17 protein-coding genes are annotated in these 21,303 nt (G+C 71.9%); 7 read left to right on the top strand and 10 right to left on the bottom strand.

Annotation, left to right across the window (positions count from 1 at the left end; all coding sequences use genetic code 11):
- Positions 1–77 precede the first annotated feature (77 nt).
- From MKK63_RS19840 to MKK63_RS19825, 4 genes are all read left to right on the top strand, one after another.
- Positions 78–1,997, top strand: a complete 1,920-nt coding sequence (locus MKK63_RS19840) for a CHASE3 domain-containing protein (RefSeq protein WP_244004821.1) — start codon at positions 78–80, stop codon at positions 1,995–1,997.
- Positions 1,998–2,124: 127 nt separating this feature from the next.
- The gene (locus MKK63_RS19835) at positions 2,125–2,598 is read left to right on the top strand and encodes a chemotaxis protein CheW (protein ID WP_244004819.1); all 474 of its coding nucleotides are present in this window, start codon (positions 2,125–2,127) and stop codon (positions 2,596–2,598) included.
- Between the two features lie 18 nt (positions 2,599–2,616).
- Positions 2,617–3,462, top strand: coding sequence for a CheR family methyltransferase (locus tag MKK63_RS19830; RefSeq protein WP_244004817.1), 846 nt, complete (start codon positions 2,617–2,619; stop codon positions 3,460–3,462).
- A gap of 14 nt (positions 3,463–3,476) precedes the next feature.
- Complete coding sequence (locus tag MKK63_RS19825) at positions 3,477–4,574, top strand: chemotaxis response regulator protein-glutamate methylesterase (RefSeq protein ID WP_244004829.1); 1,098 nt, start codon at positions 3,477–3,479, stop codon at positions 4,572–4,574.
- A 45-nt stretch (positions 4,575–4,619) separates the two neighbouring features.
- Here MKK63_RS19825 and solA read toward each other — a convergent pair whose 3' ends face one another.
- Positions 4,620–5,789 (bottom strand): N-methyl-L-tryptophan oxidase, encoded by a 1,170-nt coding sequence (gene solA / locus MKK63_RS19820; RefSeq protein ID WP_244004815.1) that lies wholly within the window; start codon positions 5,787–5,789, stop codon positions 4,620–4,622.
- A gap of 162 nt (positions 5,790–5,951) precedes the next feature.
- Here solA and MKK63_RS19815 point away from each other — a divergent pair, with 162 nt between their 5' ends.
- From MKK63_RS19815 to MKK63_RS19805, 3 genes are all read left to right on the top strand, one after another.
- On the top strand, positions 5,952–6,938 hold the full coding sequence (locus tag MKK63_RS19815) for a GlxA family transcriptional regulator (RefSeq protein WP_244004813.1): 987 nt from the start codon (positions 5,952–5,954) through the stop codon (positions 6,936–6,938).
- Positions 6,939–7,145: 207 nt separating this feature from the next.
- Positions 7,146–8,822, top strand: coding sequence for an HWE histidine kinase domain-containing protein (locus tag MKK63_RS19810; RefSeq protein WP_244004811.1), 1,677 nt, complete (start codon positions 7,146–7,148; stop codon positions 8,820–8,822).
- On the top strand, positions 8,797–9,189 hold the full coding sequence (locus tag MKK63_RS19805; RefSeq protein ID WP_244004809.1) for a response regulator: 393 nt from the start codon (positions 8,797–8,799) through the stop codon (positions 9,187–9,189). The genes MKK63_RS19810 and MKK63_RS19805 overlap by 26 nt, the downstream gene beginning before the upstream one ends.
- 127 nt (positions 9,190–9,316) lie before the next feature.
- Here MKK63_RS19805 and MKK63_RS19800 read toward each other — a convergent pair whose 3' ends face one another.
- The 9 genes from MKK63_RS19800 to MKK63_RS19760 form a co-directional block, all read right to left on the bottom strand.
- On the bottom strand, positions 9,317–10,264 hold the full coding sequence (locus tag MKK63_RS19800; protein WP_244004807.1) for an HlyD family secretion protein: 948 nt from the start codon (positions 10,262–10,264) through the stop codon (positions 9,317–9,319).
- A gap of 59 nt (positions 10,265–10,323) precedes the next feature.
- Entirely contained in the window at positions 10,324–10,533 is a 210-nt protein-coding gene (locus tag MKK63_RS19795; RefSeq protein ID WP_244004805.1) for a DUF1656 domain-containing protein, read from the bottom strand.
- A complete protein-coding gene (locus MKK63_RS19790; RefSeq protein WP_244004803.1) occupies positions 10,530–12,572 on the bottom strand; it encodes an FUSC family protein in 2,043 nt (680 codons plus the stop codon). The genes MKK63_RS19795 and MKK63_RS19790 overlap by 4 nt, the downstream gene beginning before the upstream one ends.
- A complete protein-coding gene (locus MKK63_RS19785) occupies positions 12,569–13,045 on the bottom strand; it encodes a MarR family winged helix-turn-helix transcriptional regulator (RefSeq protein WP_244004801.1) in 477 nt (158 codons plus the stop codon). The genes MKK63_RS19790 and MKK63_RS19785 overlap by 4 nt, the downstream gene beginning before the upstream one ends.
- A 534-nt stretch (positions 13,046–13,579) precedes the next feature.
- A complete protein-coding gene (locus MKK63_RS19780; RefSeq protein WP_244004800.1) occupies positions 13,580–14,743 on the bottom strand; it encodes a VWA domain-containing protein in 1,164 nt (387 codons plus the stop codon).
- Positions 14,740–17,058 carry a DUF5682 family protein gene (locus MKK63_RS19775; RefSeq protein ID WP_244004798.1) on the bottom strand — a complete coding sequence of 773 codons (2,319 nt, stop codon included), beginning with the start codon at positions 17,056–17,058 and terminating at the stop codon, positions 14,740–14,742. Before MKK63_RS19775 ends, MKK63_RS19780 begins: the two co-directional genes overlap by 4 nt.
- Positions 17,059–17,067: 9 nt before the next feature.
- Positions 17,068–18,168, bottom strand: a complete 1,101-nt coding sequence (locus tag MKK63_RS19770) for an ATP-binding protein (protein WP_244004796.1) — start codon at positions 18,166–18,168, stop codon at positions 17,068–17,070.
- On the bottom strand, positions 18,165–19,745 hold the full coding sequence (locus MKK63_RS19765) for a DUF5691 domain-containing protein (RefSeq protein WP_244004794.1): 1,581 nt from the start codon (positions 19,743–19,745) through the stop codon (positions 18,165–18,167). The genes MKK63_RS19770 and MKK63_RS19765 overlap by 4 nt, the downstream gene beginning before the upstream one ends.
- The gene (locus MKK63_RS19760; protein ID WP_244004792.1) at positions 19,745–21,100 is read right to left on the bottom strand and encodes an SWIM zinc finger domain-containing protein; all 1,356 of its coding nucleotides are present in this window, start codon (positions 21,098–21,100) and stop codon (positions 19,745–19,747) included. The genes MKK63_RS19765 and MKK63_RS19760 overlap by 1 nt, the downstream gene beginning before the upstream one ends.
- Positions 21,101–21,303: the final 203 nt, after the last annotated feature.

Raw genomic sequence — 21,303 nt, 5'->3', positions numbered from 1 at the left:
CACCGCACGACAGACAGACGGTGCGACCCCCGGGTCGACGTTCCTAATCCACGGATTCAACCAGTGAGGGTTCATCAATGACCATGTTCGACAATATCTCGATACCAAGGAAACTATTTCTGGCCTTCGCCTTGATGCTGGCGGTCGGCCTCGGCATCAACGGCGTCGTTTACTGGAAATCGACCGAGATCCGGCAATCGGTGCATTGGACGGATCACACCATCCAGGTGATGGATGCCGCCAACCGGGCGATCGCCGCCATGGTCGATCAGGAGACCGGCTACCGCGGGTTCCTGCTGTCTGGGGACGAGAGGTTCCTCGACCCCTACCGCAAGGGCTGGGCCGCGTTCGAGACCGCGTGGCAGCAGACCAAGGGCCTGACGGCGGACAATCCGACTCAGCAGGAGCGGCTCGCCACCGTCCGCCGTCTTGCGGAATCCTGGCACACCGGCGTGGCCGAAAAGGGCATCGCCCAGATGGCCGATCCCCGGACCCGCGACGCCGCCCGGCAGGCGGAGATCGCCGGCACCGGCAAGGCCGCGATGGACGGCCTGCGCGGCGAGATCGGCCAGATCATCGGCACCGAATCCGGGTTGATGGAGACGCGCCGGACCGCACAGAACGCGGCCTTCGACACGACGACGCAGATGATCCTGCTCGGCATCGCCGCCAATCTGGTGATCGCCGCCGCGATCGGGCTCGTCCTGGTCCGCACCGTCGCCAAGCCGGTCACCCGGATCAGCGCCAACCTGGCGAATCTTGCCACGCCCTTCGATACGGGCCGGCAGGACGAAGTCGGCCGAATCGACGGCACCGCCCGGGCGGTGGAGCAGGCCTTCCGGGAGATCTCGGGCGTCCTTGCAGCGGCCTCGGTCGGCGATTTCAGCAAGACGCTGTCGAAGGATTTCGGCGGTCTCAGCAGCGAGGTCGAGGGCAATCTCCGCGCGATGACAGAGAACCTGAAAGCGATCGCGGGCGTCGCCAGCGCGATCGCCGCGGGAGACCTGACCGTCGAGACGCAGCGCCTATCCGATCAGGATGTGCTCGGCATCGCCCTCGAGCAGATGCTGACGAAGCTGCGCGCGGTGGTGATGGAGGCGAGCGCGGCGGCCGACAACGTGTCGGCGGGTTCACAAGAGCTGTCGTCCTCGGCCGAGCAGCTGTCGCAGGGGTCGAGCGAGCAGGCGGCCTCCACCGAGGAGGCGGCCGCCTCCATGGAGCAGATGGCCGCCAACGTGAAGCAGAACGCCGAGAATGCCGGCCAGACCGAGACCATCGCCCGGCAATCGGCCCAGGACGCCGAGGCCAGCGGTGCGGCGGTCGGGCGTGCGGTCGACGCGATGCAGACCATCGCGCAAAAGATCACCATTGTGCAGGAGATCGCTCGGCAGACCGACCTGCTGGCGCTCAACGCGGCGGTGGAGGCGGCGCGTGCGGGTGAGCACGGGCGGGGCTTCGCGGTGGTGGCTTCGGAGGTGCGCAAGCTGGCCGAGCGCAGTCAGGCGGCGGCCGCCGAGATCGGGACCCTGTCGGCCGACACGGTCAAGGCGGCCCAGCAGGCCGGTGAGATGCTGGCCAAGCTGGTGCCCGACATCAAGAAGACCGCCACGCTGGTCGAGGAGATCTCGGCGGCGTGCCGGGAGCAGGATGTCGGTTCTGGACAGATCAACCAGGCGATCCAGCAGCTCGACACGGTGACCCAACAGAACGCGAGTGCCTCCGAGCAGGTCTCGGCGACCTCGGACGAGCTGGCCACCCAGGCGGAGCGGCTGCAGGCGACGATCGCCTACTTCCGGATCGAGGCGTCCTCGGGTGTGACAGCGGCGCCGCAGCAGCAACGCGCCGCGGCGGCGCGGACGGCGGCACCGGTCCGGCCGGGCAAGGCGGCACCGAAGGTGAAGGGGGTCCTGCGGGCGGACCGGGCGGCCGCGGCAGGTTTCGCCCTCGACATGGGCGAAGGCGATGCCCGCGATGCCGAGTTCATCCGCGCCGCCTGAGCGAGGCGACAACCGCGCGGGCCCTGCGCCCGCGCGGCCCGGATCCCGGGATCCACGCTCCTACAGACCCGATGTACGGATTCCCGAGACAGGGATCCGACAGGCAGCAACCAAGCCGGAGACCCGGATGTCCAGCGTATGGCAGTATCTGACCCTCGGACTCGATCGTGAGATCTTCGGGATCGACATCGAGTCGGTTCACGAGATCCTCGATTACCGCGCGCCGGCCGCCCTGCCGTACGCCCCACCCTTCCTGGTCGGCATGATCGATGTCCGCGGGCAGAGCTACCCGGTCATCGATCTGCGGACCAAGCTCGGCCTGCCGGCGATCCCGGTGACGCCCGCCACCCGCATCATCCTCCTGAACATCCCGTTGCGCGACCGCGCCCTGCGGGTCGGCTTCGTGGCCGACCGGGTGATCGAGGTGACGGAACTCGATCGGGCCGAGATGGAATCGGCCCCCGAGGTCGGTGGCCGCTGGCGCTCGAACTACATCGCGGGCATCGGCCGCAAGGGTGAGGCCTTCGTGGTGGTGTTCAATCTCGAGGCGCTCATGGCGGGCGACGAGCCCGCCCTGCTCGAGCCGCCGCTTGCTGCCTGACCGCCGGGAAGCGAGGCCATGCCGCAGCTGAAGGACCGCCATTTCTACACCGTCGCCGATCTGATCCAGGCGCGGATCGGCATCCAGATCCCGGAGACCAAGCGCACCATGGTCGAGGGCCGGCTGCGCAAGCGCATGCGGGCGCTCGATCTCGACAGCCTCAAGGCCTACGGAGACCACCTGTTCGATGACGGGCACCTCGCCGAGGAATTCGTCCACATCGTCGACTGCATCACCACCAACAAGACGGATTTCTTCCGGGAGCCCGTCCATTTCGAGCATCTGCGCGACGATCTGGTGCCGGTGCTGTGCCGGCAGCGGTGCGGGACCCCGCGCCTCAAGATCTGGAGCGCCGCCGCCTCGACGGGGGCGGAGGCCTACACCCTGGCGATGGTCCTGCAGGCCATGATCGCGGCCGGGCACGGGTTCAGCTATGCGATCCTCGGCACCGACATCTCCACGGAGGTCCTGCGGGTCGCCGCCGAGGCGATCTATCCGGACGAGATGCTGGCGCAGATCCCGCCGGACTACCGCCGCCGCTACGTGATGGCCTCCCGCGACCCGGAGCGGAGGCTCGGGCGGATCGTGCCCGAGCTGCGCAGCCACGTGCACTTCCAGCACCTCAACCTCATGGACACGGCCTACGCGGTCGACCACGACGTAGACCTCGTCTTCTGCCGCAACGTCCTGATCTATTTCGACAAGGACACCCAGAAGGTGGTGCTCGGCCGCTTGGCCCGGCATCTGCGGCCGGGTGGCTTCCTGATCGTCGGCCACTCGGAATCCATGACCGGGGCCGGCGTGCCGGGCCTCGAGCAGGTCTCCTCGACCATCTTCCGCAGGACGCGGGACGGGATCCAATGACCCGGCAAGATCCAATGCCCCGGCAGGATCCGATCCGCGTCCTGATCGTCGACGATTCCGCCGCGGTCCGGCAGACCCTGGTGACCATCCTGGAGGGCGCGCCCGACATCATGGTGCTCGGCACGGCCGCGGACCCGTTCATCGCGGCCCGGCGCATCCAGGAGGCGGTGCCGGACGTGATCCTCCTCGATCTGGAGATGCCGCGGATGGACGGGCTGACCTTCCTGCGCAAGATCATGGCGCAGCGGCCGATCCCGGTGATCGTCTGCTCGGCCCTCACCGAGGCGGGCTCGCGAACCCTGTTCGACGTGCTGGAGGCCGGCGCCGTCGATGTCGTATCCAAGCCCCGGATCGACACCCGCCAGTTCCTGATCGAATCCTCGGTGCGGGTCTGCGACGCGGTCCGGGCCGCCGCCCGGGCGAAGCTGCGTCCGAGCCGGCCGGAGCCCCGCCGCATCGAGAAGAAGCTGACGGCCGACGCCGTGCTGCCGGCCCCGAGCCTCAACCGGGCCGTGGCCGAGACGGATCGGATCGTCTGCGTCGGCGCCTCGACGGGGGGCACGGAATCGCTGCGCGACGTGCTGGAAGCGCTGACGCCGGATTGCCCGGGGGTCGTGATCGTCCAGCACATGCCCGAGCATTTCACCGCGGCCTTCGCCCGGCGGCTCGACGGCCTCTGCGCCATCGCGGTGAAAGAGGCGGAGGATGGGGACGCCGTGCTGCCCGGCCGGGCGCTGATCGCCCCGGGTGGGCGCCACCTCCTGCTGCAGCGGACCGGCAACCGCTACACCGTCTCGGTGAAGGACGGCCCTCTGGTCTCGCGCCACCGGCCCTCCGTGGACGTGCTGTTCCGCGCGGCCGCGCGCTGCGCCGGCGCGAACGCGCTGGGCATCCTGATGACCGGCATGGGGGATGACGGCGCCAACGGCCTCTTGGAGATGCGCCGGGCCGGGGCGCTCACGGTTGCGCAGGACGAGGAGAGCTGCGTGGTCTTCGGCATGCCCAAGGAGGCGATCGAGCGGGGCGCCGCCATGAAGGTCCTGCCGCTGGACCGGATGCACCACGAGATCATTCGCTTCGGCGCCATGCCGGCGCTGCGCCAGCCGGCTTAGGGGGTGACGGTTGGCCCTTTCCCGGACAGGTGAAGCGCCAGCGGATCAACCGAAGCGTGCGAGGGCGAACGGGGCGAGGTCGATGCGCTGCGGCTCGCCGGCGAGGTCTGCGGCGATCGCCTCGCCGATGCCGGCCGAGTGCTTGAAGCCGTGCCCCGAGCAGGCCGAGACCACGAGCACCCGGTCCATCGCGGGGTGCCGGTCGATGATGAAGCCGCGGTCGGGGGTCACCGTGTAGACGCAGGCCGCGGCCCGGACGACCTCCGGGGTAGCGCCGGCCAGCCGGTTCTCGACCCGCAGCCGGTACATCTCGGCCGATTCCAGCGGGTCGACCCGGCGCTCCACGGCGTCGGCGGTGGTGCTGGTGCCGTACTGCTCCGTGGCGACCTTGAGGGCGCGTTCCCCCGGCATCGGCGGGAAGCCATAGAGGTAGTCCGTGTCGCCCGTCCCGTACATCCAGATGAAGACCGGCGCCTGCGGGCCGTAGGCGGCCGTGTCCGCCAGGGCGTACCAGTGCAGCAACTGGCGGCGGATCGTGAGCAGGCGATCGAAGGGCTGGCCGAGCAGCGGGGCCGTCCAGGCGCCGGCGGCGACCACCGCACGGTCGGCGCGGATCTCGCCGTCGGCGGTGTCCACGCGGATCCCGTCCCCGTCCTGCTGCAGCGCCCGCACCGCACAGCCGGTCCGGATCTCGGCGCCCGACGCGGCCGCGCAGGCGAGCTGCGCCGCGAGACAGCGCTCCGGGATCACGTAGCCGCCGCCCGGCTCGTAATAGGCCTTCTCGTCGCCCGCGAGATTCAGGAATTGCGGGAAGCGGCGGGCGACCTCGGCGCCGTCGAGCACCGCGTGGGCAATGCCGGCGCCCTCGGCCGCGCTGATCGAGCGGCCGACGAAATCCGGCTTGCCGTGGTGGGACGAGACCCCGTGGCCGGGCGCCATGACGAGGGCGCCGCAGGCGTTCAGCAGGGTCTCGCCGGTCGCGGCTTCAAGCTCGCGCCAGATGCGGTGCGAGGCGGTGACGAACGGGACGTAGTCGCGCCCTTCGCCGACGGCCTGGCGGGTGATCCGCGTCTCGCCGTGGCTCGACCCGAGGGCGTGCGGCGGCGCGTAGCGGTCGATCCCGATGACCGAGGCCCCACGCTTGGCCAGCTGGTAGAGCGTGGCGCTGCCCATCGCCCCCAATCCCAGCACCGCGACATCCACCCGCCGGGTCATCGGGCGTCCCCGGGCGTGCGGGTCCCGTCGTGCGGGTCGGCGACGGAGGGCGGTGCTGCGGAGCCGGGCATGCGGGCGCGATCTCGTGAGAACGGCGGATGCGGCCCAGGATGCCGGTCCCGGCCGGTTGCGCTTGACCGTCAGAGACGATTTCTTGCACGAATGAGACAGAATGGAACGCGGAAGCTGGAGGAGGGCGATCCAGCCTTCGGTGAGCGACCGCAGGAGATCGGGTTCCTCCTCGTCCCCGGCTTCGCGCTGCTGTCGTTCGCCTCGGCCTGCGAGCCGTTCCGGGCCGCAAACGATCTCGCCGGGCGGGCCCTCTACCGACTGCGCTATTTCGGGGAGGGCGGGGGGCCAGTCGTGTCCTCCTCCGGAGCCGCGATTCCCGCCGAGCCGCTGCCCCGCGCGCGCTTCCGTCTCCACACCCTGTTCGTCTGCGCGGGCGGTGAACCGGCGGGCTGGGACAGGCCGGCGATCCACGCGGCCCTGCGGCGGATGGCCCGGTTCGGCGTGCGCATCGGCGGGATCTCGGGCGGCCCCTACCTGATGGCCGCGGCCGGGCTGCTGGGCAATCGCGCCTTCACGATTCACTGGGAATACGCCGGAGCCACGGTCGAGGCGTTTCCGGATGCGCGCCTGACCCGCGCGCGCTACGTCGCGGACGCCGACCGGCCGACCTGCGGCGGCGGGGTCGCGCCCCTCGACATGGCCTACGGGCTGATCGCCGAACGCATGGGCGCGGCGTTTGCCCGCCGGGTGTCGGACTGGTTCCTGCACACGGCGGTGGGCGCGGCCGACGACCCTCAGCGCGCCTCCGCGGCGGAGCGGTACCAGGTCCATCACCCGGCCCTGCTCGCCGTCATCGAGACGATGGAGAAGACGATCGAAGCGCCGCTCGGGCGCCGCGCCATGGCCCGCCTCGTGTCGATCAGCGAGCGCCACCTCGACCGGCTGTTCCTCGAGAAGCGGGGCTTGAGCTTCACGGCCCAGTACCGGGCCATCCGCCTCGCCCAGGGCCGGCGCCTGCTGCGGCAGAGCCCGCTCCGGATCGGCGAGATCGCGGCGGCTTGCGGCTTCGCGAGCGCAGCCCATTTCGCGCGCAGCTACCGTTCCCAGTTCGGCTGCAGCCCGTCCGCGGATCGATGACGCGCGATCCCGATCAGCCTTGGCCCAGACACAATCGTCCCGGTAACGGGATGGACCTGACGTTGACCGTCATGTGCCAGTGAGACCACGACCATTTCGGCCTTCGCCCTCTCTCGGCTCCGCGCCGGCGTCGTCGCAAGCCCGCCGCCCTTTCTCCTGGGATACGGCATTGCGGCGCTGGCGGTCTTTGCCGTCGCCCTGCTTCGCTTGGCGTTGTTCGCCGAGTTCGCCCCGTGGTTCCTGTTCACGCCCGCCGTCGTGATGGTGACCCTGCTGCTGGGGGGCGGCGCCGGGCTGTGGGCCACGCTGCTCTCGACCCTCTGTGCCGGCTGCGTGCTCCTCGACCCTCCCGCGTCCGGCAACCTCACGTCGATTCGATGGACCGCATCCGCGGTCTACGCCGCGACGACGTCAGGCCTTGTCGGGCTCTTGGTCGTCCTGCGGCAGGCGCTGCGCGCCTCGGATGCCGCACGGGACGGCTTGCTCCGCGTGGCGGCGGATGAGGCGGAACGGGAGGCCTTCCTGACGAGCGTCCTGGCCAGCTCGACCGACTGCATCAAGGTGCTCGACCGCGACGGCAAGCTGACCTTCATGAGCGAGGGCGGTCAGCGTGTGATGGAGGTCAGCGACTTCAACGCCATCGTCGGTTGCCCGTGGCCGGATTTCTGGACCGGCAGCGGCCACATCGACGCGCTCGCGGCCGTACAGGGCGCGCGCGAGGGACGCTCGGCCAGTTTCGTGGGACGCGCCAGCACCATGCGGGGCACGCCCAAGTGGTGGCACGTCGCGGTCAGTCCGATCCGGGGCCTGGACGGCACGTCGCAGCGCATCCTGTCGGTGTCGCGCGACATCACGGCGTTACGCAAGAGCGAGGAGGAGCGCGACCGCTTCGTGCGGCTGGCCGAGAACAGCACCGACTTCATCGGCATGGCGCATGTCGATGGGCGCATGTTCTACATGAACGATGCGGCCCGCGAACTGGTCGGACTCGGCGCCGCCGACATCACCGAACTCGTCATCGCGGATTTCTTCCCGCCCGAGGAGGCGGCGATCGTGGCGAACGAGGTCCTGCCGGCGGTCGGGCGGGACGGGCACTGGGCCGTCGAGCTGCGCGTCCGCCATTTCGTCACGGGCGAGCCGATCCCCGTGCTCTACGCGATGTTCCCCGTCACCGATCCGGACGGGAACACCCTCGGCTACGGCACCGTCACCCGCGACTTCCGCGCCGGCAAGCGGGCCGAGGAAGACATGCGGATGATGAACGGCGAACTGGCCCACAGGCTGAAGAACGTGCTGGCGGTGGTCCAGTCGATCGCCCTGCAGACCCTGCGCAACGCCACGGACCTGCCATCCGCCAGCGAGAACCTGTCCGCGCGCTTGGTCGCCTTGGGGGCCGCCACCGATGTGCTGACCGGGGCGTCGTGGCGCTCGGCCGACCTGTGTGCCCTCGCCGAGCATGCCCTGGCGCCGCACGGTGAACTCGGGACGCGCATCGTCCTCGACGGGCCCGCCGTCACCCTGCAGCCGCAGGTGGCTATCGCCCTGGCCCTCGCCCTGCACGAACTGGCGACCAACGCGGCCAAGTACGGTGCTCTCTCGACCAAGGCCGGACGCGTCCATTTGGCCTGGCAGGTGGACGGAACGGGACCGGAGGCCCGCTTCCGCCTCACCTGGCGCGAGCAGGGGGGCCCGCCGGTCGCGAAGCCCACCCGGCGCGGGTTCGGCTCGACGTTGATCGAGCGCTCCCTGCGCTCGTATTCCGGAGGGACGGCCGAGACCGAGTACCGGGCGGACGGGCTGACGTTCACGCTGGATGCCCGCCTGGGCGATGCGATTCGCGAAGGGGGAACGGGTAGCGGTGGGGCAGAGGTCGCCGATCGGTGACAAGACGGTGCTCGTCGTCGAGGACGAGGCGCTCCTGCGCTTCGACATCGTCGACTTCTTCGCGGAGCGGGGCTGGCGCGTGTTCGAGGCGGGCAACGCCGAGGAGGCGATCGCGCTGCTCGAACGGCACGGCGAGATCCGGGTCGTGCTGACCGATGTGCAGATGCCCGGCGATATGAACGGGTTCAAGCTCGCGCATTACGTGCGCGAACGATTCCCGCCGACGCTCCTCTTCGTGGTCTCCGGGGAAGCGCCGGTCAGCCGCGAGGCCCTTCCGGCCCGTGCGACCTTCCTGCCCAAGCCGTTCGATCTGCATCGAGTCCTGAGCCAGATCGAACGGAGCGGAGTGTCCATCCCGCGGCCCTAGCGCAGACCCACGGACGCTTCGCCCGTGCGGAGCCGCCACTTCGACAGGCGGACCGCAGCAGCCGGCAGGGGAACGCGAGGCCGCGCTGAGCTGATCCTGCAGTGTCGGCCGGTCGATGGACGGCTCCCTAACGGGTTTTCGTCTCCTGGGTCGCGGGCTGCGGCGCGCCCCGCCAGGACCCGAACAGGCTGAAATGCGGTCTCTCGCCCTTGGGCTCGACCGCGACCGTCGCGGTGCGGCCCGAGACCAGGCGGGTCTCGTCGGAAACGTCGTCCAGCTTGATCCGCACCGGGATGCGCTGGGCCAGCCGGACCCAGGCGAAGGTCGGGTTGACGTTGGCCAGCAGATTCGATCCGGCGGTGCGCTCGCGGTCCTCGATGCCGCCCGCGAAGCTCTCCACGCGGCCGTTCAGCGTGGAATCGTCGCCCATCAGGCGGACGCTGGCCCTGTCACCCACGTGGATGCGCGGGAGCTTGGTCTCCTCGAAGTAGCCCTCGACGCGGAGCGTGTCGCTGTCGATCAGCGCCATCACCCCGCGCCCGGTTGTGACGTAGGTGCCGGGCCGCAGCTCCATGTTGGTGATGCGCCCGTTGACCGAGGCCTTCACCGCGGAGCGTTCGAGGTTGAGCTTGGCGAGGTCGCGGTCTGCCACCGCCTGTCCGTACGCCGCCTTGGCTTCCAGGTCGGTCGCCCGGGCCGCCTCGACCCGCTGCTGGGACGCGGCGGCGTCGCTGAGCTTCTGGTAGCGGATGGAGTCGGCGGCGGCCCGCTCGGCGGTCGCCTGCTTGCCCTCGACCATCGCTTCCGCCTGGCGCAGGGCCAGATCGAAGCGCTCGGGATCGATGCGGAACAGCACGTCGCCCCGCTTCACCACCTGGTTGTCCGCGACGAGAACCTCGGTGACGAGGCCGGACACGTCGGGGGCCACCTGCACCACGTCGGCCCGCACCCGTCCGTCCCGGGTCCAGGGCGCCTCCATGTAGTAGTCCCACAGCGCCAGCCCGACCACGATGGCGGCGGCGACCATCCCGAGGGTGACGAGGAGGCGGATCAGGAGAGCGAGCAACCGAGGCATGGGGTCGATCCGGAAGATCTGTGCAGGGGCGAGGCGGGGCGGCCGGACGCGCCCGCCGGTCAGGAGGTGAGCGGCACCGCAACCGAGACGACGAGGCCGAGGAGCACGACGTAGAGGGCGAGGTCGAACAGGGGCCGGTGCCAGACCATGCGGTAGAACCCGGTCCAGGCCAGCACCCGCCGCAGGGGCAGGCTGACCGCGAAGGCGATCAGCATCCAGGCCGCGAGGCTCGGCACGAAGACCCCGTAGAGATCGAGTTCACCCGTCATGCCGCGAGCTCCGGATGCGTGACCCTGGGCAGGGTCGAACGGTAAGCCGGCGCGTCCGGGAACAGGCCACGCCGGATGCCCACGAGTCCCATCAAGGCAGCCCGTCCGGGCGCCTGCCGCGCGTCGCGGGAGACGGCGTCGAGGGCCCCATCGATTGTGTCGAGCAGGCCCGGGGCGGGCTTTCCCGGCTCGGCTCCGAAGTGGCGCGCCAGCGCGGCCAGGAGCGCCTCGACGGCCGCCCGGGCCGGCTCCGAAAGCTGTCGTCGGTCGCGCCGTAGCTCCACGACGTTGATGCCGACCCGGACCTCGGCCAGGAGGTCGGCGGTCCATTCCGCATCGTCGGACGGAAGGGCGGCCAGCCGCGGCGCGATCAGGCCGACCCGGTCGAGCATCAGGGCTGCGAGTTCGAGGCCGTTCTGCGCGCCCTGGCGCTCGGCGGCGCGGGCGAGGCTGCGGCGGTTGATGGCCCGCAATCGCCGCGCCGACCAGCCGGCGCCGACCGAGCGGACGAGGCGGGTGACGATGGCGGCGACCCACATCCCGACGATGACCGCGACGGACGCATTGGCGAAGGCTACGAAGTCGCCCGTGTAGCTGCCCTGGAGCGCGATCATGGCCGAACCGTTGAGCGCCGCGCCCATCGCCAGGGGCGCGGTTTTCGGCTGGGCCATGAACACCCCGCAGATTAGCAGGCCCGGGGACAGCGCGAGCGCCAGCATCTCGAAGGAGGTGGCCAGCGGCAGGACGGCGAACAGGTAGGCGCCAGACCCGAGGGCGCCGAGGATGGCCGAGTTGGCGAAGCTCACGATGAACGGCGCGGGGTCGTCCTGGGCGGCGAAGAGGCTGCAGCCGACCGCGGCCATCATCGGGGCGGCCGAGCCGTGCGGCCAGCCGGTCGCGATCCAGATCGCGCAGGTGACCAGGACGGTCAGGAACACGCCCAGAGCCGACAGCAGCGCCATGCCGTGATCGCGGTGGCGGATCGTTCGTGCCGCCGCGGTGTACCGGAAGGTCAGGTCCTCGGTGACCGGCGTGCCATCCGCGATGTGCCGCTGCAGGATGCGGGCGTCCTGGCGCAGGTCGATGAAGTCGCGCAGCCGCGCCAGGAGGCTGGCCAGTACCAGGGCGTCCCAGGATGGCCGCTCGCCGAGCCCGGGTTCGAGGGCGTCCGCGTCGGCCTTCAGGCGGTCGGCTTGCGCCTGCTCGGTGGTTCCGGCCGCGAGCCAGGCCGCCATGGCGTCGAGGAGGGTGCGCAGGCGCTGCGGCAGCGCGTTCGCCCGCTCCAGCGTCTCGATACGGTCCGAGACCGCGGAGGCGATGGGCAGGAACATCAGCATGTGCTGGCGCAGGGTCGCCATGGCCTCAGCCGAGCGCTCCGCACCGGTCATGTCGTAGCGCAGCGGCGTCGCCAGGGCATCGAACGCGACCACATCCGAGGCGAGCTTCAGCCGGGTGGCCTGCGTGTCCCGCGACGCGCGGGTGCGGGCGAGGACGTCGATGGCCCACTCCCGCGCGTCGCGCAGCCAGAGGTCGAGCCGGCCGGAGATCACCGGCGCCACCGATTGCGGCAGCACGACCGTGTTGACGAGGCTTGCGCAGAGGATGCCGAGGGTGATCTCCTCGGCCCGGGCCACGGCGATATCGAACATCGTCCCGGGTTCGCCCACGGCCGGGAAGCCGATCAGCGCCGCCGTGTAGCCGCCGAGCATCATCAGGTAGCTGCGCGGGGTGCGGTCGAGCAGGGAGACGTACAGGCACGTCGCGACCCAGGCCGCGATGGCGAGCGTGAGGAGTTCCGGCGCGTTCACGAGGTTCGGCACGAGGGCGACCGTGACCACCGCTCCGAGCAGGGTGCCGAGCACCCGGTAGAGCGCCTTGGAGCGGGTGGCGCCGGCCAGCACCTGGCTGGTGATATAGACGGTGCCGAGCGCCCAGTAGGGGTTCGGCAGGTCGATCCAGAACGCCAGAAACAGGGCCAGCATGCCGGCCCCGAAGGTCTTGAGCGCGAAGGCCCAGTCGCGCCAGCCCGGAAGGGTCATTCCGCGGCCTCCGCCCCGTCGAGCTCGACCGCGCCGCCGATATGGTCCTGCAGGGCCTGGAACACCCGTAAGGCCGCCTCCAGGTCGGCGGCGCTCACCTTGGCGAAGGCCGCATCCCGCAGCCGCTCCAGATCGGCCTCGATTCGCGCCACGACCGCCTGCCCCGCAGGCGTCAGGGTCAGCACCTTCGCGCGCCGGTCGGTCGGGTCCTCCCGGCGGGCGACGAGGTCCGTCTTCTCGAGTTGATCCAGGAGCCGCACCAGCGACGGGCCCTCGATGCCGATCGCATCCGCCAGGGTGGTCTGACGCGGCGCGCCGCCCATGCGGGCGATCAGCACCAGCGGCATAGCCTTGGCTTCTGAGATGCCATGCGCTTCGGTCGCCGCGTTGGCGAGCCGCCGCCACTGGCGCCCGGACAGCAGCAGCGTTTGGGTGTAGGCCAGACGGAGCTGGCGGAGGGTTCCGGCTGTCATCTCACGCCCCCGGGTGATTGCGATGGATGATCCTTGACGGCCCAGCGCGTATCGATAGCAAACTATCAATTAGCGGTGCATCATTCAAGGGCGGGCGTGGATTCCTGGGCCGCCGAACGCCGCATCTCACGGGAAGCGGACGCCACGAACAGCACAGTATGTTGCCGGCGCAGAGGGCATCGGCCGCGGATAGCTCGGAAATTCGTCTGCGACATCCACAGTGACGGGCTCAGGAAGGCCGCCGGTGACCTGCCGGGCCTCGGGACGGGTCTGTGCGATGTCTCCGACAGGACGCAGCAGATCGGGCGCGGTCGGAGAGCTCGTCGAAGCACACGGACGCCCCGAGCTGCGCATGAACGACACCATCCTGCCGGGCGCCGTCGATGGCCTGCACATCCGACGGCTGTTCGCTTGGCCCTGCCCCAGAGAAGGGTTGCACCCAGATCCACGGGATCGACGGGGGCCTTCAGGCCGGTGGGCCAAAAACGAGCTGAGATTTCAGTGAGTTGGTCGCCCTGATTGGCGGAGAGCGCTCTAGCCATCCGGCCCCGGATCGGCCCGCACCGCCGCGATGCCGGCACCCGCCGCCCAGGCGTCGAGGTCGGCCTTGCGGATCGCCGCCGCCATCATGTCGGGGAACAGGTCGGGCGTGCAGGCGAAGGCCGGAACGCCGAGCGCGGCGAGCCGGGCCGCGAGCGCCCGGTCGTAGGACGGAGCGCCGGAATCCGACAGGGCGAGCAGCGCCACGAACTGCACCCCGGCGGCCACGAGGCGCTGGGCGTGGCCGAGCAGACCCTCCGTCACGCCGCCCTCGTAGAGGTCGGAGATCAGCACCAGGATCGTGTCCTCGGGCCGGGTGATGCGCGACGCGCAGTAGCCCACCGCCCGGTTGATGTCGGTGCCGCCGCCGAGTTGCACCGAGAACAGCACCTCGACGGGGTCGTCGAGCGTGTCGGAGAGATCGACCACCGCGGTGTCGAACACCACGAGCCGCGTCGAGACCGCCGGCAGCGAGGCCATCACGGCGCCGAAGATGCTGGCATAGACCACGGAGGCCGCCATCGAGCCCGACTGGTCGATGCACAGCACCACGTCCTTGAGGGAGCCGCGGCTCCGGCGCCCGTGGCCGAGCCGGGTCTCGGGGATGATCGTTTTGTAGTCGGCTTGGTAGTGGCGCAGGTTCGCCCGGATGGTGCGGTTCCAGTCGATCTCGGCGTGGCGCGGGCGCCGGTTCACCCGGGACCGGTCGATCGCGCCGTTCACCGCCTGTCGCACCGGCTCTTCGAGCTTGCGCATCAGCGCCTCGACCACCCGGCGCACCACCAGCCGGGCGGTCTCCTTGGTCCGGCCGCCGAGGAGGCTGCGCATGGCGATCAGCGTCGAGACCAGGGCCACGTCGGGCACCACGGCCTCCAGCATCTCGGGCTCGGTCAGCATGCGCTTGAGGTCGAGCCGCTCGAACGCGTCGCGCTGCATCACCTGCACCACGGAGGCCGGGAAGTAGTCGCGGATGTCGCCGAGCCAGCGCGGCACGGAGGGCGCGGAGGCGCCGAGCCCGGCCTTGCGGTCGGAATCGTAGAGGGCGCCGAGCGCTTGGTCGATCCGAAGGTCGCGCTCGGACAGGGGGCAGCCGATGCCGTCCGCCGGGCCGCCGCCCAGGACGAGGCGCCAGCGGCGCAGGCGCTCGGTCTCGCTCACGCTCTTCCCTCCGTGGCAGGCTCCGGCCCGAGGAGCAGGCGCAGGATGGGCAGCACCCGCGCGGCGCGCTGCGCATCGAACAGGGCTCCCGGGACATCCTCGCCGCGGCCCGCACCCTCCGGCCGGGCCAGGGCCTCGCCGATGGCCCGGCGCTCTGCCGGCGCGAGGGTCGCGAAGGTCCGGCGCACCAGCGGCAGCAATTCCGAAAACATCTCGGGCGCGAGGCCGCCGAGCCAGGAATCCACCAGGGCGAGCAGGCCCCGGCCATGGACCAGCGTCGTGCCGCTCTCCGCGAGAAAACCCTCGATCCAGGCCGCCGCCGCCAGGGCCTCGGTCGCCCGCGACAGGGCGCGGTGAAGGCGGTCGCCCGCCTCGGCATCCGTCAGGGCGCCGCCCTCGTGGAGGAGGCGCACGGCCCGGCCGACCACCCGGCCGTGGACGTGCTCCTGATCGGCGAGAGCCCGCAGGGCATTTCGCCAGATCGCGGCGAGGTCGGGATCCTCCAGGAGCGCGACCGCGCCGGAGACCGCGACGATCCGCGCCTTGGCGTCGGCAGCGGCCGCATCGTCGAGGCTCTGGCAGGCGGCGACGAGGCCGGCCGCCGCCCGCGGCAGCAGACCCCGCACCAGGGCCAGGACCGGTGCGGTGGCGGAGGCGCGCACGGAACCGTAGCGGGCGAGTTCCGCGAGCGGCGGCAGAGCCTCCATTAGGTCGAACACGTCCGCCGAGACGGCAGCGCGGGCGTCGAGCGCCCGGATCACATCGCCGCTCGCCGCCCCGAGATCGGCATCGAGCAGCGTGCCGATCAGCGCCGCGAGGTCGGCGACGCGGGTCGCCTCCCGGGCCTTGGCGCGCACCCGCTCGGCGGCCGCCTCCGCGACCGTGCCGCCGTCGGCCGAGGCCGCCACCAGCTCGACCACCCAATCGGGCTGCCAAGCCAGGGCCCACGCCTCCTTGAAGGTGCCGCGCCCGCGCGCTTGGCGCGGCGTCCCCCAGGGGATGTCGATCAGCCGGAGCCGGTTGAGGAACTGGCTGCGGCCGAGGTCGGTCTCCTTGCGCAGGTCGAGGGTGATCTCAGCCGTCTCCGCGCCGAGCTTGAGCCGCAGGCGCCGGCACTGGGCCTCGAAATCCGCCTCCACGGGGGTGCCGGCGCTGCCCGGCGGGGTCGCGCCCAGCCGCTCGCCGATCACGAGCTTGCGCCGGATCAGCGCCATCGGGGCCGGATCGGCGAAGCACAGGGTCGCGAGCGCCGCCTCGTCGAGATCCTCCAGGGCGGGCTGCGCCCGGCCGCGGAACCCCGCCAAGGCCTCGGCGAGGCGGGCCGCCTCGATCACGGACGCCGGCGAGGCGTCGAGATCCTCACCCCGCAGCAGCGCCGCCGCCCGGGCGAGCCAATAGGCCGCGACCCGGCCCTCGTGATGCCACAGGGTGTCGTACCATTCGGGCGAGAGCACCCCGGCCCGGTAGCCGCTCGCCGCGGCCAGCCGCGGGTAGGACCACGGCGCCCAGGCGACCGCGACCTTGGTCTTGGGCAGGCCCTTGAGGGTCGCGGTGTCGGACGCCGCTTGACCGCGGGCGTCGTGGCGCAGCAGCGCCGGGACGTGCCACGCGCCGCAGATGACGGCGATCCGCGCAAACCCGTCCCGGGCGGCACGCCGGATGCCGGTGCGCATCTGCGCCTCGCGGGCCGCCTCCTCGGGATCGCTCTCTCCCAGCTCGCTCCCTTGCGGCTCGGCTTCGCGCAGGGCCGTCATCGCCTCCGCGATGGCCGCGAAGACGTCGCCGTCCGCCCCGCCCCGGCCCTCCACCAGGGCGTCCCACCAGCGCTCGCCGTCCGCCTGTCCGGCGGCCTGCGCCAGCTCGCCCAGCGGATCGCGCCGGATCGCGGCGACAGGGTCCTGGCGATCGGTTTCGGGCGCCGCCGCCGCGGCGTCGTCCATCTCGGCCGCATCACTGGCCGGCTCCGCCGGGAGCGCCGGCTCGGGCGAAAACCCGTCGGCGAGCCGGACCGCCTGCGGCAGGTCGATGAACCGCACCGGGATCCCGGCCGCGAGGCCGTGGCGCAGCGCGACCCATTCCGGCGAGAAATCCGCGTAGGGGAAGAACCCGCACGCCCGCGGCCGATCCGGCCGGTAGACCAGCAGCGCCACCGGCGGCCTCATGCCGGGATCGGCCGCGAGCGGGAGCAGCGGCTCGGCCTCCGGCGGCCCCTCGATCAGCAGGCAATCCGGCGCGAACCCGTCGAGCGCCGCCCGCAGGGACTTGGCCGAACCCGGGCCGTGGTGGCGGATGCCGAAGATCCGGATCTCGGCCATCGCGGGCTTTCAGCCGATCTCGCGGGCGGCGCGGTAGAAATCCTTCCAGTCCGGCCGCTCCTTGACCACGGTCTCCAGGTATTCCCGCCACACGATGGCGTCCTGCACGGGATCCTTCACCACGGCGCCGCCGATCCCCGAGACGAGATCCCGTGCCGTGAGCCGGCCGTCGCCGAAATGCGCGGCGAGCGCGAGCCCGTTGCCGACCACGCTGATCGCCTCGGCGGTGGAGAGCGTGCCGGAGGGCTGCTTGACCTTGGCCTTCCCGTCGGCGGTCACGCCCTCGCGCAATTCCCGGAAGATCGTTACCACCCGGCGGATCTCGGCGGCCCCCGGGGGCTCGGCCGGGATCTCGAAGGCGCGCCCGAGGGCGGCGACCCGCGATTCCACGATGGCGATCTCGGCCTCGATCGTGGCGGGCGGCGGCAGCACCACGGTGTTGAACCGGCGCTTGAGCGCACTCGACAGCTCGTTCACGCCCCGGTCGCGGTTGTTGGCGGTGGCGATGAGGTTGAAGCCCTTCCGAGCCGGCACCTCGTCGTTGAGTTCGGGGATCGGCAGGGTCTTCTCGGACAGGATGGTGATGAAGCTGTCCTGGGTCTCCGAGGGGATGTGCGTCAGCTCCTCGATCCGGGCGATCACGCCGCGCTCCATCGCCCGCATCACCGGCGAAGCGACCACGGCCTCGCGGCTCGGCCCCTTGGCGAGCAGCAGGGCGTAGTTCCAGCCGTAGCGGATCGCCTCCTCGCTGGTGCCGGCCGTGCCCTGCACGGTGAGCCGCGAGGTGCCGCAGATCGCCGCCGCGAGATGCTCGCTGACCCAGCTCTTGGCGGTGCCCGGGACACCGAGCAGAAGAAGCGCCCGGTCGGTGGCGAGCGTCGCCACGGCGATCTCCATGAGCCGCCGGTCGCCGATATATTTGGGGCTGATCGCGGCCCCGGAGGGCGTTTGCCCGCCCATCAGGTAGGTGACGACCGCCTGGGGCGACATCTGCCAGTTCGGCGGGCGGGGCCGGTCGTCGGCGGCGCGCAGGGCCTCGATCTCCTCCGCGAAGGCCTCCTCGGCGGCCAAGCGCAGCCGGGTCGGGGCGGGCGTGTCGGTCGGGCTCATCGTAGGGCGGTCTCCGAAACGGGCGGATCGGGTGCGAAGTCGCGCCGCATGGCGGCACGCAGGTCCAGAGTCTCGGCGAGCCGGGCGAGCGCACTGGCCAGAGACCGGTTGCCGTCCTGCGGGAACCGATCGCGCAGCGCACCGGCCGCGGCGGCTGCCTCCTGGCTCGGCCAAGCCCGCTCGGCGAGGCCGTCGATCAGGTGGGCAAGCTTCCAGGGCGGATCCGGCACCGCGCCGCGGTCGATCAGGCCAGACAACCAGCCGAGCAAGGCGCGCGTGAAGGATTCGGAGAACCGCGACGGCTCCTGTCCGAGATGCGCGATCACGAAGGCCACCGAGTCGGCGCGGATGAGGATCGCCACCAGCTTTTCCCAATCGCTCGCCGGCAGCAGGGCCGCCGCTGCCGCCCAGGCGGTCACGAGCGGTTCGGAGGGTTCGACCCCCGCGAGGCGGCCGAGGCAGGCCTCGCCCAGCACCGTCGTCAGGGCCTCGCTCCAGGCGGGATCGCCCGCGCGGCGCGCGGCGGCGAGGAGTCCGGCGCGGATCTCGCCCGACCAGTCGCCGCGCAGGGCCAGCTCGATCCAGCGCCGCGGCGGGTGCTCGGCGAAGGCCTCGAGCGGCGCCGCCGCCAGGACATCCCGCAGCAATCCGGCCCGGACCCCGCTCCCCTGCGGGGCGTGGGCGCTTGGCGCGATCCCGTCCCGGGCCAGGGCCGGATCCTCCTCCGGCAGGGTGACCACCAGGGTGTAGGTGGTGCGGAACAGCTTGCGCTGAGCCTCGATCCGCAGCGCCGCCCGCGCCCGGGCCGCCATGCGGGCCGCGAAGGCCGAGGCCGCCAGGCGGGGAAGGAGAAGTTGCGCCTCCGTGCGGACCCCGGCGGCGCGGTCGTCCAGGCAGGTTTCGAGGAACGGGCCGTCCGCCTCCGACAGGCCGACCGCCAGGGCCGCCACGAAGCGCGCGCGCAGTTCGGCCTTCTCGGTGCGGAACCCGGCTTCGAGGGCCGCGCGGGCCGCCGCCGCGTCGCGGGCGCGGAAGGCACGGAAGGCGGTCTCGCGCTCGGCCGGGGCGCCCTCGGTCCAGTCGGGTTCCCCCTCGGCGGCCTCCGGCTCGGCCCCGCCCGTCGCGGCCCGGTCGAGCCAGGCGAGTTCGGCCCCGGCGACCCGCGCGACCGCCTCCGGCAAATCGCTGCGGCGGGCCGCCAGCGCCGGCAGCAGCCAAGCCGGAGCCCGCAGCCCCGCCTCGCCCGCGAGATCGCACCATTCCGCCAGCCGCTCGCGATTCTCCGCGGACAGGAGCAGGGCAAGGCGCGAGGCCGCCGCGGGCGGGCATTCGGGCCCCGCCGGCGCCCGCTCAGGCACCGGCACCAGCGCCTCGGGCGCGAAGCCCGCCCCGGCGAGGTGGTGGATTCCGTGGGCGGCGAGCCGCGCCAGCAACGCACCACCGGCATCCAAGACCGGATCGAGCGCGACGAGATCGTCACCGGTCCGGGCCGGCCCGGCGCGGTCGGCGCCGAGCAGGGCGGCCGCCAGGGTCGGCTCCCAGGCATCCGCAACCGGTCCGGGTGTGACGGCGTCCATCAGGCCGCCAGCAGCAGGATCGGGCGCGGATCCTGCGCCGGGACCGCGAAGCGCCGCCCGGCCGCCGTCACGGCTAGGACCTGGAGGCCGAAGCCGTCGTAGAGGCCGAACAGACCGACCGGCTGGCCAGCCGACACCGCCAGCACGGCCGGAAGGTGCGGGTCGGCCCGCAGGGGCAGGCAGCCGGTGGCATCCCCCGCCGCCAGACCGCCTCCGCCCGCGAGATGCCCGAGCCGGACGCCGGCCACGCAGACCGGCCACCGCTCGGTCCAGGGGGCCCGGGCCAGTACGGCCGCGAAGGCGTCGCGGGCCTGCGCGACCGTGCCGCCCGCCGGCAGGGCGGCGGCACCGGCCACGACCGCGCCATCGCGGAAGACCGCCCGCAGCGGCGGTTCCCCCGGATGGAACGCGAGGCTCCCGGCGCAATCCCGTCCCGGAGACGGCATGAGCGGCAGGGCCGCCGCTGCGGCGGCGAAATCGATCACCTGGGCGGGCAGGCCAGTCCTGCGCCCCACGAGCCAGACGGTGCGGACCGTCAGCCTGTCCTCCTCGGTGACGGTATGGGCCAGGACGGCCCAATCGTCGGACACGCCAGGCCGGGCCGCCAGTTCCTCGGCGCCTACGGGAAAGCCGATCGCAGCGCGCACGCCGGCGGCCTGTTCCGGCGCCAGGGCGTCGAGGCGCCGGGCAGCCCGGACCAGCAGTGCGAGCCGGCCGACGCCGAACGCCAAGGCCGCCTCCGGGGCGGCGGCGCCGGGACGTAAGCCCGCGGCGGCGAGGCCCGGCAGCGCCCGGACCCGCCGGGCGAGGCCGGAAGCCTGCCCGTCGACGAGGCGCCCGGCCATGCGGTCCCAGAAGGCATAGGGCTCGGCTCGGGCCACCGCGAGACCGCGCCGCATCAGGTCACGCAGCCACAGGTCGAGTTCGTCCAGGGCTCCGGCGACCTTCGCGTCCCGGGCCTGCCGGCGCCGATCCTGGGCGCGGGCGTCGACGGGTTTGGCCGTCTCCTCGGCGCGGCCCGCGGCGGCGGCGCGGCTCTCCCGCCCGCGGATCCAGGCGCCAACCCAATCGGGCGGCTCGGCCTCGGGCGGCGCCCCGGCGGCCGCGACCAGCATCAGGCCGATCGCATGCTTGCAGGGGAACTTCCGGCTCGGGCAGGTGCATTTCGCCGCCGGCCCGGACGGGTCCGCCACCGTCCGGTACGGGGCCGCGCCGCTGCCCTTGATCTCACCCCAGATGACGCTTCCGGCGCGCCCGAGCCCCTGCCACTTGGCCGGCTTCGCCTGATCCTGGCCGGCCTTGCGGCTGGCCGGATCCGGCGCGAGATCGAGGATCTGGTCCGCGGACAGGGTCATGCGATCGACGCGATAGTACCGATTCGGTGCCGGCAGCGCCAGGATAGAAGAGGATCGCCGCAGGCGAAAGCGCCGCCGGCAACTCTGGACCGGCGCACGGCCTCGAAGATCATCACGACAAGGTCCGGCGATCGTATTTTTGCATCCACATATGCCTGCATCGACCGACACTCATCTTCAAACGCTCAATCCACGGCTTCGAT

Source organism: Methylobacterium sp. J-088 (assembly GCF_022829295.1).
Lineage (GTDB): Bacteria > Pseudomonadota > Alphaproteobacteria > Rhizobiales > Beijerinckiaceae > Methylobacterium.
The sequence above is the reverse complement of the archived record's forward strand: the minus strand, read 5'-3'. Positions and strand labels throughout refer to the sequence as shown.

Excerpts from the sequence above, each read along its gene's own strand:
- MKK63_RS19840 (WP_244004821.1), top strand. The coding sequence starts at position 78 with ATGACCATGTTCGACAATATCTCGATACCAAGGAAACTATTTCTGGCC.
- MKK63_RS19835 (WP_244004819.1), top strand. The coding sequence starts at position 2,125 with ATGTCCAGCGTATGGCAGTATCTGACCCTCGGACTCGATCGTGAGATC.
- MKK63_RS19830 (WP_244004817.1), top strand. The coding sequence starts at position 2,617 with ATGCCGCAGCTGAAGGACCGCCATTTCTACACCGTCGCCGATCTGATC.
- MKK63_RS19825 (WP_244004829.1), top strand. The coding sequence starts at position 3,477 with ATGCCCCGGCAGGATCCGATCCGCGTCCTGATCGTCGACGATTCCGCC.
- solA (WP_244004815.1), bottom strand. The coding sequence starts at position 5,789 with ATGACCCGGCGGGTGGATGTCGCGGTGCTGGGATTGGGGGCGATGGGC.
- MKK63_RS19815 (WP_244004813.1), top strand. The coding sequence starts at position 5,952 with ATGAGACAGAATGGAACGCGGAAGCTGGAGGAGGGCGATCCAGCCTTC.
- MKK63_RS19800 (WP_244004807.1), bottom strand. The coding sequence starts at position 10,264 with ATGCCTCGGTTGCTCGCTCTCCTGATCCGCCTCCTCGTCACCCTCGGG.
- MKK63_RS19795 (WP_244004805.1), bottom strand. The coding sequence starts at position 10,533 with ATGACGGGTGAACTCGATCTCTACGGGGTCTTCGTGCCGAGCCTCGCG.
- MKK63_RS19790 (WP_244004803.1), bottom strand. The coding sequence starts at position 12,572 with ATGACCCTTCCGGGCTGGCGCGACTGGGCCTTCGCGCTCAAGACCTTC.
- MKK63_RS19785 (WP_244004801.1), bottom strand. The coding sequence starts at position 13,045 with ATGACAGCCGGAACCCTCCGCCAGCTCCGTCTGGCCTACACCCAAACG.
- MKK63_RS19775 (WP_244004798.1), bottom strand. The coding sequence starts at position 17,058 with ATGGCCGAGATCCGGATCTTCGGCATCCGCCACCACGGCCCGGGTTCG.
- MKK63_RS19770 (WP_244004796.1), bottom strand. The coding sequence starts at position 18,168 with ATGAGCCCGACCGACACGCCCGCCCCGACCCGGCTGCGCTTGGCCGCC.
- MKK63_RS19765 (WP_244004794.1), bottom strand. The coding sequence starts at position 19,745 with ATGGACGCCGTCACACCCGGACCGGTTGCGGATGCCTGGGAGCCGACC.
- MKK63_RS19760 (WP_244004792.1), bottom strand. The coding sequence starts at position 21,100 with ATGACCCTGTCCGCGGACCAGATCCTCGATCTCGCGCCGGATCCGGCC.